The sequence below is a fragment of the Mesorhizobium sp. Mes31 genome (genome assembly GCF_024519675.1).
In the GTDB taxonomy this organism is placed as follows: domain Bacteria; phylum Pseudomonadota; class Alphaproteobacteria; order Rhizobiales; family Rhizobiaceae; genus Mesorhizobium.
Map to the genome: position 1 here is coordinate 539,111 of NZ_JALJRL010000002.1, position 14,236 is coordinate 553,346.

The following is a 14,236-nucleotide window of genomic DNA, read 5'->3' on the forward strand; positions in this document are numbered from 1 at the left end:
CAAGCCGAACCGGAACAATAGATGGGTGGCAGCGGCCGAAGCTGGCCGCACATCAGCAGGATCGCGCGCATGACCGATACATCAGAGGCAGCAAAATTGACCGACCGTGTCGCGGCTTTGGTCGAGGCTGCCAAAAAGGCTGGCGCCGATGCCGCCGACGCGGTGGCCGTGCGCGGCCGCTCGACCGGCGTGTCGGTGCGTCTTGGCAAGGTCGAGGCGACGGAATCGTCCGAGAGCGAGGACGTTGCACTGCGCGTCTTCGTCGGCGGCAGGGTGGCGAGTGTCTCGGCGACGGCGGCGTCTGACCCAAAAACGCTGGCCGAACGCGCGGTCGCCATGGCGAGGGTCTCGCCCGAGGATCCCTATCAAGGCCTTGCCGATCCGGCATTGCTGGCGAAACAGACACGCGATCTCGACCTGTTCGATGCCACCGAAGTGTCCGCCGACCAGTTGAAGGAAGCCGCGCTTGCGGCGGAAGCCGCAGCCCTTGCCGTCAAGGGGGTGACCAATTCAGCTGGTGCCAGTGCCGGTGCAGGTCTGGGCGGTCTGGTGTTGGCCACGTCGCACGGCTTCCTCGGCCATTATGTCGGGTCGCGTTTCTCGCGCTCGGCCAGCGTCATTGCCGGCGAGGGCACCGGCATGGAACGTGACTATGAATTCTCCTCGCGCCAGCATTTTTCCGATCTCGATGCGCCGGAGGATATCGGCCGCAAGGCCGGCGAACGCGCCGTGCGCCGCATCGGAGCACGCAAGGCGGCGACCGGGCCGATCGACGTGGTGCTGGACCCGCGCGTCGCACGCGGCATCGCCGGCCACCTTGCCAGCGCCATCAACGGCGCCTCCGTCGCGCGCAAGACATCGTTCCTGCGCGACATGATGGGCAAGCAGGTGGCCGCGTCGGCGATCACCGTCACCGACGAGCCGCTAAGGCGGCGTGGCCAGGCCTCGCGTCCCTTCGACGGCGAGGGCGTCGAGGGCGAGAAGCTGTTCATGGTCGAAAAGGGCGTGCTCAACCACTGGTTCCTGTCGACATCGGCCGCGCGGGAACTGGGGCTCATAACCAATGGGCGTGGCGCGCGCAGCGGCTCCTCCGTCTCGCCGTCCTCCACCAATCTCGCCATCGAGCCGGGCGAGCGGTCCCCGGAAGACCTGATCAAGTCGCTCAAGACCGGGTTCTATGTCACCGAAGTGTTCGGCCAGGGCGTCGACATGGTCACTGGTGAATACAGCCGTGGCGCCTCGGGCTTCTGGATCGAGAATGGTGAGCTGGCCTATCCGGTCGCCGAGGTTACGATCGCCTCGAACCTGAAGACCATGTTCCTCCACATGGTGCCGGCGAGCGACCTCGACCGCAATTTCGGCACCGCGGCCCCCACGCTTCTGATCGAAGGCATGACCCTTGCCGGAGCATGACCTGACCACGGCCGGTGCCGTCGAGGATCTGCCGCTGCTGCGCGATGCCGCCCGCGAGGCGGGGATCATCGCCATGCGCTACTTCGGCAACAACCCGCAAGTCTGGTTGAAGGGAGGCACTTCGCCGGTCAGCGAAGCCGATCATGCCGCCGACGCCTATCTGCGCGAGACGCTGCTTTCGGCACGGCCGGATTATGGTTGGCTGTCGGAAGAGACGGCCGACGATCCGGCACGGCTTTCGGCGCGCCGCACCTTCGTCGTCGACCCGATCGACGGCACGCGCGGTTTCCTGGAAGGCCAGCGCACCTGGTGCGTCAGCGTTGCCGTCGTCGAGCAGGGCCGCACGCTTGCCGGCGTGCTGGAATGCCCCGCGACCGAAGAAACATATTGGGCGCTGCCTGGCGAAGGCGCCTTCCGTAACGGCCAGTGCATTTCGGTACGCAAGCCGGCGGACATGGCCGAGATTTCCGGCCCGAAGCCGCTGATCGACCTGCTGCCGGACGAGTGGCTGGCGCGCTTGAAGCGGGCTCCCTACAGTCCTTCGCTGGCCTATCGGCTGGCCATGATCGCCAATGGCGCGCTTGACGCGACTTTCGTCAAGCCGAACGCGCATGACTGGGATATCGCCGCCGCTGATCTCATCCTGCGCGAGGCCGGCGGCCGGTTGCTCGACCGCCACGGCCGCGCGCCGCTCTATGCCGGCGAGGTGATCCGCCACGGTGCGCTCGCCGCCGGCAGCGGTGAATTGCTGGCCGTGCTCGCCGGCGTCATCGCCGGGCTGGATGCGTGAAAGCGTTTTCGAAGGTTCCAAAGTCGGCGGCTTTGGTCTAGACCTGTCACAAACTCACAATATGTGAAGGACCGACATGGCCGCGGAAGACGGAAAGAAACAGCTTTTGCATCTGGTGTTCGGCGGCGAACTGAAGAAGCTTGGCGGCACCGAGTTCCGCGACCTCGACGCGCTCGACATCGTCGGCGTCTATCCGGACTATCAAACCGCGCACACGGCGTGGAAGGCCAAGGCGCAAGCCAGCGTGGACAATGCCCACATGCGTTATTTCGTCGTGCATCTGCACCGTCTGCTCGACCCCGACAGCAAGGCTGCCGGTTGACGTCGATGGAGCATGACCTGGCGAAAGGGCCAGCCAGCGAGGCCGCGCCCACGGGCAGGGGCGGCAGCCGCACGACCAAGGCCTTCTGGCGCAAGATTCGCGAACCGCTTGCACAGTCGCGATTCGTCAAGAGCGCCATCGCCAGCCTGCTTGCCCAGTTCGTGCGGCTGGTTCGCATGACCAGCCCTCTGGTCGCCGGATCGGCACGCTTTTCGGGTGGCGCCTATGCCGAGTTCGAGCCCGGCATTATCGCCCTGTGGCATGGCCAGCATCTGCTGACGCCGGCCTACTATCCCAAGCGCAAGCCGTTGGTCGCCATGGTCTCGCGCAGCGCCGATGCCGAACTCAACGCGCTGATGCTGGAGAAGTTCGGCATCGAGGCGGTGCGCGGCTCAGGCGGGCGTGAGAATGCCAGGCATCTCGACAAGGGCGGGGCCAAGGCGCTCATCGCCCTGAAAAAGTCGCTCGCGGCCGGCAAGAACGTCGCCATGATCGCAGACATTCCGCACGGTACCCCGCGCGACGCCGGGCTTGGCATCGTCCTCCTGGCGCGTCTCTCCGGCCGGCCGCTGCTGCCTGTCGCCATCGCCACCAGCCGCCGCAAGGTGCTGGAAAAGAGCTGGGACAAGACCACCATCAACCTGCCATTCGGCCGTTCCGCCGTGACCATCGGCGCGCCGATCTTCGTGGCGGCGGACGCCGACGATGCCGAAATGGAGCGCAAGCGCCAGGAAGTCACAGCCGCGCTCAATGCCGCGACCGCCGAGGCCTATCGTCTCGTGGACGGTCCGCGATGAGCGGTCGCTGGGCGCGAGCCATGCTGTCGGCATACCGTTTCGCCGGTGCGGCAGCCTATCCGCTGGTCGGGCCTTATGTCGCCTGGCGCACCTCGCGCGGCAAGGAAGACCGCAACCGCCGCCGCGAGCGCTATGGCGTCGCCGGCCGCCCCCGCCCCGAGGGGCCGGTGATCTGGATCCACGCGGCGAGCGTCGGCGAGACCATAGCCGTCGTGCCGCTGGTCGAAAGCATTCTCGACTACGGCGTCAACATCGTGCTGACGACCGGCACGGTCACCTCGGCGCAGGTCGCCGATGAGCGGCTCGGCGATCGCATCATCCACCAGTATGTACCGCTCGACCTCAAGCCGGCGGTCAGCCGGTTCCTCGATCACTGGCAGCCCGATCTGGCGATCATCGCCGAATCCGAGATCTGGCCGATGACCATCCTCGAGCTTGGTGCGCGCCGCGTGCCGCAGGTGCTGGTCAATGGCAGGCTGTCCGACCGCTCGTTCACGTCGTGGAAGAAGCGTGCCAACATCGCCGAGGCGCTGTTCGAGAACCTCGCCCATGTCGTTGCCCAGTCGGACGTCGACGGCGAGCGCTTCCGTTCGCTCGGCGCGCGGCCGGTTACCGTCTCGGGTAATCTCAAGGTCGATACCGCGCCGCCGCCCGTCGACGATCGGGCGCTGGCGACGCTGAAGCGGCAGATCGGCGCCCGCCCGACCTGGGCCGCGATTTCGACGCATGACGGCGAGGAAGTGGTCGCAGCCGAGGTCCACGCGACGCTGCACAAGCGCCACCATGGTCTTCTGACGATCGTCGTTCCGCGCCATCCCGATCGTGCCGAGGCGCTTGCCGCGCAGATTTCCGGCATGGGCCTGAAGGTCGCGCGGCGCAGCAAGGGCGACAGGATCGTCGCCGACACCGACATATTGCTTGGCGACACGATCGGCGAGATGGGGCTCTATCTCAGGTTGACCGAAATCGCCTTTGTCGGCCGCTCGCTGACCTCGGAGGGTGGCCAGAACCCGCTGGAGCCGGCGATGCTCGACACGGCTGTTCTCGCCGGGCGCAACGTGCAGAATTTTCGTGAGGCCTATCAGCGCCTTATCGACAGCGGCGGCGCCAAGCTGGTGCGCGATCGCGACATGCTGGCCGGTGCCGTGAATTTCCTCCTGACCAATGAAGTGGCGCGCCACGAGATGATGGCGGCGGGAGCAGCGACCGTCGACGAGATGCGCGGCGCGCTGGCGCGCACGCTGAAATCGCTCGAGCCCTACATCCAGCCACTGGTCGTCAAGTCGCGCCTGAAGGGCGCGAACGGGCGCTAACGTGGCCTCCGAAGCACCGCCATTCTGGTGGGAAGAGCCGGACTGGCGCGTCTTGGCGCTGTCGCCGCTCTCGGCCGTCTACGCGCTCGCCGCCGGCCGCGGCATGCGGCGAGCCCGGCGCGAGAAGATCGAGGCGCCGGTTCTGTGCATCGGCAATTTCACGGTTGGCGGCACCGGCAAGACACCGGTGGCGATCGCGCTCGCCGAGCAGGCCAAGCGCATGCAACTGAAACCCGGCTTCCTGTCGCGCGGCCATGGCGGCTCGTTCGCCGAGCCGCATGTCGTCGATGCCCATCACGACAGCGCCAGGCATGTCGGCGACGAGCCGCTGCTGCTGGCCGAACACGCGCCGGTGGCGGTGACGCCGCACCGTGCCGCAGGCGCCCGGCTGTTGCTGGAACGGCACGGCTGCGATTTCCTGATCATGGATGACGGTTTCCAGAGCGCGCGCATTCACATCGATTATGCGCTGGTCGTCGTTGATGCGCGCTACGGGATTGGCAATGGTCGCGTCATTCCGGGCGGCCCGCTCAGGGCCAAGATCGTCGACCAACTGGTCTTCACCAGCGCGCTGTTGAAGATGGGCGAGGGCACCGCCGCCGACGCTGTCGTGCGACAGGCGGCGCGCGCCGGTCGTCCGATCTTCGAGGCTCATACAGAGCCGAGCAGCAAAAAGCGACTTGCCGGCAAGCGGTTCCTCGCCTTCGCCGGCATCGGTCATCCCGAGAAATTCTTCGACACGGTGCGGGAGGCCGGCGGCGAGCTGGCGTTGACGCGGCCGTTTCCGGATCATCATTTCTATGGCGAGGACGAGCTTGCCGAACTGGCGGCGGCGGCCCATGCGGAAGGGCTTGGCCTCATCACCACGGCCAAGGATGCGGCCCGGCTGCGCCATGGCGCGTCACGGGACTTTCTCGACAAGCTCGACGTGCTGGAAATCGAGACCGTGTTCGAGCTCGACAATGTGCCGGCACGCATCATCCACGAGACGTTGGATGCATGGCGCCAGCGCAAGCTCAAAGGCTGACCGGGCTGTCGTCTTGAAGGGCGCAACCATTTGCAGCAAACGAGATGCGCCAGGTCAACGCCGGCTGCGCAACTCCGGATGCACCTCGATTTCTCGGCGCAACGAGGCGGCGGCGCTGACATAGGGCTCTTGCCTGGCGACGCTCCAGTATTTCAACTCGTCGAGCGGAATGCTTTCGCCGGTCACCGCGCAGCGCACGAATGCGCCGGGGCTGGTAACCTGGAAGTCGCCATCGAGATAGCGGATACGGGCTTCCTTGCCGCCAGGGCCTTCGAAACGGTTCATCATGCAGGGACGCTGAGGTTCATGAGGATTTCATCGCCATAAATTGCCGGCAAGGTCAAGCTTGGCGCAACGCTGGGCGGCTAATCATAGCCTGGAAACGGCTATGTGGGGACAGAATGGACATTTCCTCTGCTCGTCTTGCCGCCTTGCTCAGGCAAGCGATGACGCCGCAGACTGTCCCGTCGGCAAAGGCCGATCCGGTCAGGACGGCGCTGGTCAAGGCGCTGGTCCAGCCGCCGGCTCCATCTCTGCTCGTGCAACAGACCGCACCGGCGCTGCTGGCTTTGCCGGTGGTGCCGATGGCCGCCAAATCGCAGCAGATCGCTTCGGCTGGGATTGTCGAGGCCTATCTGGCGGCGGTCGAGTCGAACGAAAGAGTGGCGCCGTCGCCGGTCGTCGCGAGAAAAGCGGCACCCCAAGCCGACGCACAGCGAGGTACGTTGCCGCCTTTGGCAACGGCCAAAGATACCGCTCCCGCCGGAACTGCGGCGCTATCGTTGCTGGCGTTTGTTGCGCCACAGGCCCCGGTGTCGCGTAACGGAGCCATCCCCGATGCGTCGGCGGGGCCGAGCAAGCCGACCAACCGGACGCACGCCGCGCAGCCGCCGAATCACGAGCGCCTGCTGCTGAAGATCACCTTTGTTTCGGCAACGACAGGATTGCTGGCAGCCGCGGCCTTCGGTCTGGCGATAAGGATCCTCGGCTAGCTCTCAGCTTCGATGAACGTCTCGATCCTGTCTGGCGCCAATCCGGCCTGCTGTGCGATGCGGCGGGCGAGATCCGCGGCGGCCGCACGTGGCCGTCCCGTCGGCCGGTCGAGCCAGTAGGACACGGGATTGAGCGCGGTGCGCTCGTCGACGGTGGTGATGCGGCCCGACTGTAGCTGATGCCCGGTCAGCGGCGGCCGCGCCAGCGCGATGCCGAGCCCGTAGGCAGCTGCGTCGAGCACCAGATTGTAGTCCTCGAAGCGACGGTCCTGCGGGCGCGGGCGGTAATCCATGCCTTGTGCCGCGAACCAGGCGCGCCAGCCTGAGGCGTCGGAATCGTTGATCAGAGGGAATTTGAGCAGCCGGGCAGGGTCGCCATGGCCGATCTCGCGCGCAAGTTCCGGTGAGGCGACGGGGAAGACATGTTCCTCGAAAAGTTGCACCGAGACGCGGCCCGGAATGCCGCCGCGCCCACAACGGATCGACAGGTCGATGCCTTCGTCGGCAAGGTCGGCCTGACGGATATCGACATCGAGCACGATGCGCAGCTTGGAGGGATTGTTCTCCAGCGCCGCCATGCGCGGCATCAGCCACAGGCCGCTCACCGAGGGGATCGAGGTCAGCCGCACCACGGCGGTGCCGCGTGGCTCGACCCAGCGGTCGGAATGGCTCGATATCAGCGCGAAGGCTTCTGCCGTGCGCAGATGCAGCCTGTTGCCCTCGATTGTCAGCGAGACGCCGCGCGCACCGCGATCGAACACCTTGAGCCCAAGCCAGTCCTCGAGCTTGGCGATCTGCCGGCTGATTGCGCCATGGGTGATGTTGAGCTTTTCGGCCGCCGCCGAAAAACTGCCAGTGCGTGCTGCCGCGTCGAAGGCACGCAAGGTTTCGAGCGGCAGCATCGTGTCAGAGCTGTGATCCATAGTCACAGGTGATCCTCGATTTGGTCGTTTGTCAACCAGGTCGAAAAGGCGTTTTCTGTATTCTGCAGGCGGGAACACGAGGACAATGAGATGAGCGTAATGACCAGCACGTTGAATCCGACACAACGGATGGATACCACGGCGGCCATCGCGGTGGCGCTGACGGTGGTTGGCTGGGCGTCCGCCTTTCCGGCGATCCGTGCCGGCCTCGCCGCCTTTGGACCGCTGGAACTCGGCGCATTGCGCTTTGCCATCGCCGCCGTGCCGGCGGCGATCTTCCTGGCCGTCAAGCGCCCGGCGCTGCCCAGGCTCGACGAGTTGTGGCGCCTCGTCTTTGGCGGAGCAATTTTCGTCGCGCTCTACACCGTCATGCTCAACTTCGGTGAATTGACCGTCTCGGCCGGTGCTGCCGGCTTCATCATCAACGTCAGCCCGATTTTCACTGCCATCATGGCGATGGCCCTGCTTGGTGAGCGCTTCTCCAGGTGGGCCTGGGCCGGCACAGCAATATCCTTCGCCGGCATCGGCGTCATAGCCATGGCAGACGGGCACGGCCTGCATTTCAATGCCGGTGCACTGCTGGTGCTCGGCTCCGCGCTCTGTTCGGCTGTCAATACCATCGTCCAGAAGCCGCTGTTTGCCCGCCACCACCCGCTGACCATCTCGGCCTCCAACATGGTGCTCGGAGCTCTTTGTCTGTCGCCCTTTCTGCCAAGCGGTTTTGCACAGGCAGCGGTCGCCAACACCGCCGGTCTCGGCGCCGTCATCTTTCTTGGCATCGTGCCCAGCCTGATCGCCTATGCCGCCTGGGCAACCGCGCTGTCGCGTCTGCCGGCCGCGCGGGCCTCCAATTTCCTCTATTTGGTTTCGCCCATGTCTGCCCTGATCGGCTTCTTCTGGCTGGGCGAAGTGCCGACTCTGCTCGGCATGCTCGGTGGTGCACTGGCGCTGGGTGGCGTCATCGTGGTCAATTTGAAGCGATAAAACAAAAGGCTGGAGCCATTTCCGGACTCAAAATGTCGGCTTGCCCCCGCTGTGATACAGACACACGCCAGGCGGGCGGCTATGGTGAGCCGCTTTCGTAAAGCGAGGCGGGGTCGGGATGGCAAGACAGTTCATATTCGCTATTTTTTGCGTGCTGCTGCTGAGCGGGAACGCCGCCGCGGGTTGGTATCACGTGGAAAATTACGAAGGGACGATCGGCTCGCTACCCGTTCATGTGTCGCTTCAGACATATGACAGTTTCGGCAGCGGCATAACGGTCGAGGGAAGTTACTTCTACGACGCCAGGCAAAGCCCCATAGCGGTGTACGGCAAGCTCAACGGCACCGCGCTCGTGCTCTGCGAGATCTCGGGCAACAAGGAATTCGACCGGATATTGGTGATTGGATCAAAGACTCCAATCGACACCACCGGATGCCCGTTTTCCCTCGACATGGCTGAAGGCGGCGCCACTGGCACCTGGAGCAAAGGGACAGACACGTATCCCGTCACTCTCAAGAAGGTCGCGAGCCTGGACGATACGGGCGACACTAAGGTCGACGGGGTCGTCGAGATTCCCTTCTGGGCCGAGACAGCCGCCGACAGGTTTGCCGGTGTTTACACGAACACCGACTCAGGCACCTGCATGGCGAAAATGCAGGTCATCAAAAAGAGCAGCGGGAAGGTCATTCAGGCGATCACCTTCAAGGATGATGACTGCAATGCCGGCATGCTGATGACGCCCATCTACATGAACGTCCAGAAATGGGTCGAGGGCGGCAGGGACATCATTTCAGTGAATTTTCGCGGCGGCGGCGCTGGCGAGTCGGAAGACTACGTCTTCAATCGCGCCACCGGGAAGTATCAGCAAAAGAAATGACGCGAGGCGTCCAGCTTTGCCCTTGGCCGTTGGACCGCCAGCTTACCGCCGCCCGAACAGCCGCTCGATATCCGCCAGTTTGAGCTCGATGTAGGTTGGCCGCCCGTGGTTGCAGGTGCCGGATCCCGGCGTCGCCTCCATCTGGCGCAGCAGCGCATTCATCTCCTCGGCCTTGAGCAGGCGGCCGGAACGCACCGAGCCGTGGCAGGCCATGGTCGCGGCGATCTTGTCCAGCCGTTCCTTCAGCGTGTCGACCGTGTCGTTGTCGGCGATCTCGTCGGCGAGGTCGCGCACCAATTGCTGGACATTGGTCTCGCCCAGCATCGATGGCGTTTCGCGCACCGCGACGGCGCCTGGGCCGAAACGCTCGATGCCGAGGCCGAAGCGGGCCAGCGTCTCGGAATGCATGGCGAGCCGCTCAGCATCCTCTTCCGGCAGGTCGATGATCTCCGGCAGCAACAGCATCTGCGACGGCACCGGTCGGGAATGCAGTGCGTTCTTCAGCGCCTCGTAGACCAGCCGCTCATGCGCCGCATGCTGGTCGACGATGACGAGCGAATCCCTGGTTTGCGCCACGATGTAGTTCTCATGCACCTGCGCACGCGCAGCACCCAGCACCGCGCCAAGCAGCGTCTCGGCCGCTTCGCTCTGCCCGGCGCGCGCGTCGGCACTGGCAAGCGGGCCAGCATCGAACGCGGCCTGGTCGTTTTCGTCAAAGCCGCCTCTGGCAAATCCCGTCTCTTCAAATCCCATGTCGAGCGGGCGCTGCGATGAACGAGCGGGATCGAAGCCGGCCGGGCTGGAGGCGCGATACGCGGCGTCGTAGCTGCGATGGCCGTTTGCCGGGCCGCCGTGGCCGTAGGATGCGGCACCTGGCCGGAACGCCGACATCATGCCGGCAGCACCCGTGGTGGCGGCGCGGATGCCGGCATCGGCCAGCGCCTGGCGGACGGAACCGACGATCAGCCCGCGCACCAGTCCGGGATCGCGAAAGCGCACATCCGCCTTGGCGGGGTGGACATTGACGTCAACGATCGCAGGATCGAGCGTCAGGAACAGCACCGTCACCGCATGGCGGTCGCGCGGCAGGACGTCTGCGAAGGCACCGCGAATGGCGCCGGCGATCAGCTTGTCGCGCACCGGCCGGCCATTGACATAGGCATATTGCTGCAGCGCGTTGGCGCGGGTGAAGGACGGGATCGAGACATGCCCGGTCAGATGCACGCCTTCGCGCATCGCGTCGATGGCAATCGAATTGTCGGGGAAATCGGCGCCCATGACCTGGGCGACCCGGCGCAGGCTGCCTTCCGCGCTGCCGTCCGTCGCCGGCAATTCCAGTGTCGAACGGTCGGAGCCTGCAAGCGTGAAACGCACGGCGGGGAAGGCGATGGCGATGCGCTTGACCACGTCGCTGGTGGCCGAGCTTTCGGCGCGCTCGCCCTTCATGAATTTGAGCCGGGCGGGCGTGGCGAAGAACAGGTCGCGCACTTCGACCGTGGTGCCGCGATTGGCCGCCGCCGGCCTGACGGCAGAAACGCGGCCACCCTCGATGCCGATCTCGGCCGCACTGTCACTTGTTGCCGTGCGCGAACGGATCGACAGTCGCGACACCGAGCCGATCGACGGCAGCGCTTCGCCGCGGAAGCCGAGCGAGCGGATGTCGTGAATGTCTTCGGTGAGCTTGGAGGTGCAGTGACGGGCAATCGCCAGCGCCAGCTCCTGCTCGGGGATGCCGGAGCCGTCGTCGGTGACGCGGATCAGGTTCAGTCCCCCGCCGGCGGTGACGATCTCCACCCGGCCTGCGCCGGCATCGAGCGCGTTCTCGACCAGTTCCTTGACCACGCTTGCCGGACGCTCGATGACTTCGCCGGCGGCGATCTGGTTGATCATCGTTTCGGAAAGCTGGCGAATGGGCATGGCGCTACTATAGGCGGATTCGGGTCGCGCGGGAGGGGCAGAATTGCGCTAGCGGTGGATCAGTGAAAACGACCTATGCCTGCGCCACCAGCCAGTCCCTTACCTTGCGCGCATTGTCGCTGAGCTCGCGGTTCTTCGGCCAGATGACGTAGAATCCGATGCCGGTCCTCAGCACATGATCCGTCACCGGCACCAGCAGTCCTGATGCCACGAGGCGCTCGACCAGATGCCGCCAGCCGAGCGAGATGCCTTGTCCCTCCATAACCGCCTGAATCACCAAGGCATAGTCATTGATGCGCAAGCCGCGCTCGGCATTACGGAGGCTGGTTCCTGCGGACGCGAACCATTCGTCCCAGTTCGGGGCCTCGCGGTAGGGCTCCTCGAGATGGATGAGTCGGTGCGTCGCCAGTTCCTCGACGGTCTTCGGCAGCCCAAACTTCGCCAGATAGTTGGGGCCTGCGACCGGGAAGATCTCCTCGTCAGAGAGCGACAGCGAATGATAGTCCGGCCAGTCGCGCGGCACGCCGCCGCGCACGCCGAGCGGGATGCCCTCGGCGATGATATCGAGGTCGCGATCGGCGGTCTGGATGCGTAGATCAACGCCAGGCAGTTCGTCGCGGAATTGCTGCAGGCGCGGCATCATCCAGAATGAGCCAAAGGCAGTCGAGGCGGCCAGCGTGACATGGCCGCCGGTCGCCTGCAGGCGCAGATCCTCCGCCGACTTGCGGATATGCGACAGCCCGAGCGAGACGTCGGCGTGGAAGCGCTCGCCGGCCTCCGTCAGGATGACCTGGCGGTGGCGGCGCTGGAAGAGCTTGGCACCGAGCTGCTCCTCCAGCCCGCGCACGGCGTAGGACACGGCCGCCTGCGTCATGCCCAGCTCCCGACCGGCGGCAGTGAAGCTCGACAGCCGTCCGGCCGCCTCGAAGACGATCAGGCTGCCGGCGGAGGGCAAGAGGTGGCGCAGGCTTCGCATAAACTCAGCTTATACAAGCGATCAGGATTTTCCAGCGTCACAGCTGCATTTTGTCTCGCTAGATTGACGGGCTCTGGGAGGATGGAGTTTCCATGAACGCACCGGCCGTTGAAGTGACCGAACCTGCCAACCGTAGAGCTGGTGGCCGCCTGGGGCGCAAAGTGCTGCGGGGAATTCCCATGGGGTCGTTTCCGACCCTGGTCCGCAAGATCCCTGTGTACGAGATGGTCCCGGATGAGGCGGTGGAGCTTATCCATCAGGAATCGCTCTCGATCCTCGAAGAGGTGGGATGCGAGTTCCGCGACGACGAGGCCATTGCGCTGTGGAGGGCGGCGGGAGCCGATGTCTCGGACACCAGAGTCCGGATCGACCGTGCCCTCCTGATGGAGCTCGTATCGAAGGTCCCGTCGGAATTTACGCTCAATGCGAGGAATCCACAGCGTTCGGTACGGGTGGGCGGCAACAACTCGATCTTCGTGCCGATGTACGGCGCGCCTTACGTGCGCGACCTCGACAACAACAGGCGCTATGGCACGCTCGCCGACCTGCAGAACTTCCACAAGCTTTCCTACATGGCGCCGGCGCTGCACTCGTCGAGCTCGGTCATCTGCGAGCCGATGGAAATTGCGGTGCCGAAGCGTCACCTCCACATCATCCATTCGGCGCTGAAGCACTCCGACAAGCCGTTCATGGGCATCGTGACGTCCAAGGAGCGAGCCGAAGACACGATGGCGATGGCAGGCATCGTGTTCGGCGAGGACTATGTTCGAGACAATCCGGTGCTGGTGTCGATCACCAACTGCAATTCGCCGCTGGTGTGGGACGCCACCATGCTGGACGCGATGAAGGTCTATGCGCGCCACAACCAGCCGCTCATCCTAGCACCCTTCGCGTTGTGCGGTGCCTCGACCTCGGCCTCCGCCGTCGGCGCGGTCGCGCAGGTCAATGCGGAAGCGCTGGCGGGCGTCGCGTTCACCCAGTTGCTGCGTCCGGGTTCACCGCAGCTCTACGGCCAGTTCATGGTGACGGTGGACATGAAGACCGGCGCTCCCATGGGCGGCACACCGGAGGCCGCCCAGATGATGTATCTGATGGGAGCCCTGGCGCGGAAATACAGGCTGCCGTGGCGCACCTCCGGCTTCCACGTCGGGTCGAAACTAAATGACGCCCAGGCGGGCTACGAGTCGAACATGCTGATGCATGCCGCCATCCTGTCCGGCGCCAATTACATCTGGCATTCCGCCGGATGGCTCGAGGCCGGTCTGACCTGCGGTTACTCGAAATTCGCCACCGACTGCGAACAGCTTGTCGGCTGGTACAAATACGCCGGCGGGCTGCCATTCGACGATTTCAAGGAAGCCATGGCGGCGATCCGCGAGGTGGGGCCCCAGGGCCATTTCCTCGGCACCCAGCACACGCTCGAACATTTCGAGTCGGCCTTCTTCATGCCCAGCATCATGGACTTCAACTCGTTCGAACAGTGGAAGGTTGAAGGGGCAAAGGACCACGACACGCGCGGCCGCGAAAAAGCGCGCAACATGCTCGCGGATTATGAGGAGCCAAAGCTCGATGAGGGTATCGCGGAGGGGCTGACGGATTTCATTGCGCGGCGCGAGGAGGCGCTGCCAAACAGCGTCAGTTGACGCGACGAACGAACAACGAACGGGAACAAAAAAGGGAGAAAAAAAATGACGCTCTTCAGAAGCAATGGCGACCGGGTGCCTGGCGCTATCGAGGCAATGGCGAAAGAGACGCGTGCAGGCCGCATGGACCGGCGCGAATTCCTGGCGCTGGCCAGCGCCTTCGGCGCCTCCACGGCTTTCGCCTATGGCATGATCGGCCTTGCCGCGCCGACAAAAGCCCTGGCCGACGAACCGAAAAAGGGTGGAACGCTGCATGTCGCGA

At 64.8% G+C, this 14,236-nt stretch carries 14 protein-coding genes and 1 pseudogene; 11 read left to right on the forward strand and 4 right to left on the reverse strand.

Going from position 1 to position 14,236, the window contains the following annotated elements:
* The first annotated feature begins 69 nt into the window (after nt 1–69).
* From NR193_RS05305 to lpxK, 6 genes are all read left to right on the forward strand, one after another.
* Nucleotides 70–1,413 (forward strand): TldD/PmbA family protein, encoded by a 1,344-nt coding sequence (locus tag NR193_RS05305; RefSeq protein WP_256749802.1) that lies wholly within the window; start codon nt 70–72, stop codon nt 1,411–1,413.
* Nucleotides 1,400–2,203, forward strand: coding sequence for a 3'(2'),5'-bisphosphate nucleotidase CysQ (locus NR193_RS05310; RefSeq protein WP_256749803.1), 804 nt, complete (start codon nt 1,400–1,402; stop codon nt 2,201–2,203). The genes NR193_RS05305 and NR193_RS05310 overlap by 14 nt, the downstream gene beginning before the upstream one ends.
* Before the next feature lie 76 nt (nt 2,204–2,279).
* Nucleotides 2,280–2,525: a DUF4170 domain-containing protein gene (locus NR193_RS05315; RefSeq protein WP_137929775.1), complete on the forward strand. Its 246-nt coding sequence runs from the start codon at nt 2,280–2,282 to the stop codon at nt 2,523–2,525.
* A gap of 5 nt (nt 2,526–2,530) precedes the next feature.
* Nucleotides 2,531–3,322 carry a lysophospholipid acyltransferase family protein gene (locus NR193_RS05320; RefSeq protein ID WP_256749804.1) on the forward strand — a complete coding sequence of 264 codons (792 nt, stop codon included), beginning with the start codon at nt 2,531–2,533 and terminating at the stop codon, nt 3,320–3,322.
* Entirely contained in the window at nt 3,319–4,635 is a 1,317-nt protein-coding gene (gene waaA / locus NR193_RS05325) for a lipid IV(A) 3-deoxy-D-manno-octulosonic acid transferase (protein WP_256749805.1), read from the forward strand. The genes NR193_RS05320 and waaA overlap by 4 nt, the downstream gene beginning before the upstream one ends.
* Nucleotide 4,636: 1 nt before the next feature.
* The gene (gene lpxK, locus NR193_RS05330; protein ID WP_256749806.1) at nt 4,637–5,662 is read left to right on the forward strand and encodes a tetraacyldisaccharide 4'-kinase; all 1,026 of its coding nucleotides are present in this window, start codon (nt 4,637–4,639) and stop codon (nt 5,660–5,662) included.
* A 54-nt stretch (nt 5,663–5,716) separates the two neighbouring features.
* On the opposite strand, the gene NR193_RS05335 is transcribed toward lpxK, so the two are convergent.
* Complete coding sequence (locus NR193_RS05335) at nt 5,717–5,950, reverse strand: DUF2093 domain-containing protein (protein ID WP_091577444.1); 234 nt, start codon at nt 5,948–5,950, stop codon at nt 5,717–5,719.
* A 113-nt stretch (nt 5,951–6,063) separates the two neighbouring features.
* Between NR193_RS05335 and NR193_RS05340 the strand changes: the two genes are divergently transcribed.
* Nucleotides 6,064–6,654, forward strand: coding sequence for a hypothetical protein (locus tag NR193_RS05340; protein WP_256749807.1), 591 nt, complete (start codon nt 6,064–6,066; stop codon nt 6,652–6,654).
* On the opposite strand, the gene NR193_RS05345 is transcribed toward NR193_RS05340, so the two are convergent.
* On the reverse strand, nt 6,651–7,577 hold the full coding sequence (locus NR193_RS05345; protein ID WP_256749808.1) for a LysR substrate-binding domain-containing protein: 927 nt from the start codon (nt 7,575–7,577) through the stop codon (nt 6,651–6,653). The genes NR193_RS05340 and NR193_RS05345 overlap by 4 nt on opposite strands.
* Before the next feature lie 90 nt (nt 7,578–7,667).
* On the opposite strand from NR193_RS05345, the gene NR193_RS05350 reads away from it, so the two are divergent.
* The gene (locus tag NR193_RS05350) at nt 7,668–8,561 is read left to right on the forward strand and encodes a DMT family transporter (RefSeq protein ID WP_256749809.1); all 894 of its coding nucleotides are present in this window, start codon (nt 7,668–7,670) and stop codon (nt 8,559–8,561) included.
* 118 nt (nt 8,562–8,679) lie between these two features.
* Complete coding sequence (locus NR193_RS05355; RefSeq protein ID WP_256749810.1) at nt 8,680–9,438, forward strand: hypothetical protein; 759 nt, start codon at nt 8,680–8,682, stop codon at nt 9,436–9,438.
* Between the two features lie 42 nt (nt 9,439–9,480).
* Here NR193_RS05355 and mutL read toward each other — a convergent pair whose 3' ends face one another.
* The gene (gene mutL / locus NR193_RS05360) at nt 9,481–11,355 is read right to left on the reverse strand and encodes a DNA mismatch repair endonuclease MutL (protein ID WP_256749811.1); all 1,875 of its coding nucleotides are present in this window, start codon (nt 11,353–11,355) and stop codon (nt 9,481–9,483) included.
* A gap of 73 nt (nt 11,356–11,428) precedes the next feature.
* Nucleotides 11,429–12,331 carry a LysR substrate-binding domain-containing protein gene (locus tag NR193_RS05365; protein WP_256749812.1) on the reverse strand — a complete coding sequence of 301 codons (903 nt, stop codon included), beginning with the start codon at nt 12,329–12,331 and terminating at the stop codon, nt 11,429–11,431.
* Between the two features lie 92 nt (nt 12,332–12,423).
* Between NR193_RS05365 and NR193_RS05370 the strand changes: the two genes are divergently transcribed.
* Both NR193_RS05370 and NR193_RS05375 read left to right on the forward strand, forming a co-directional pair.
* Nucleotides 12,424–13,974: a trimethylamine methyltransferase family protein gene (locus NR193_RS05370; RefSeq protein WP_256749813.1), complete on the forward strand. Its 1,551-nt coding sequence runs from the start codon at nt 12,424–12,426 to the stop codon at nt 13,972–13,974.
* Nucleotides 13,975–14,019: 45 nt separating this feature from the next.
* Nucleotides 14,020–14,236 (forward strand): annotated as a pseudogene (locus NR193_RS05375) (diguanylate cyclase); the annotation flags it as partial.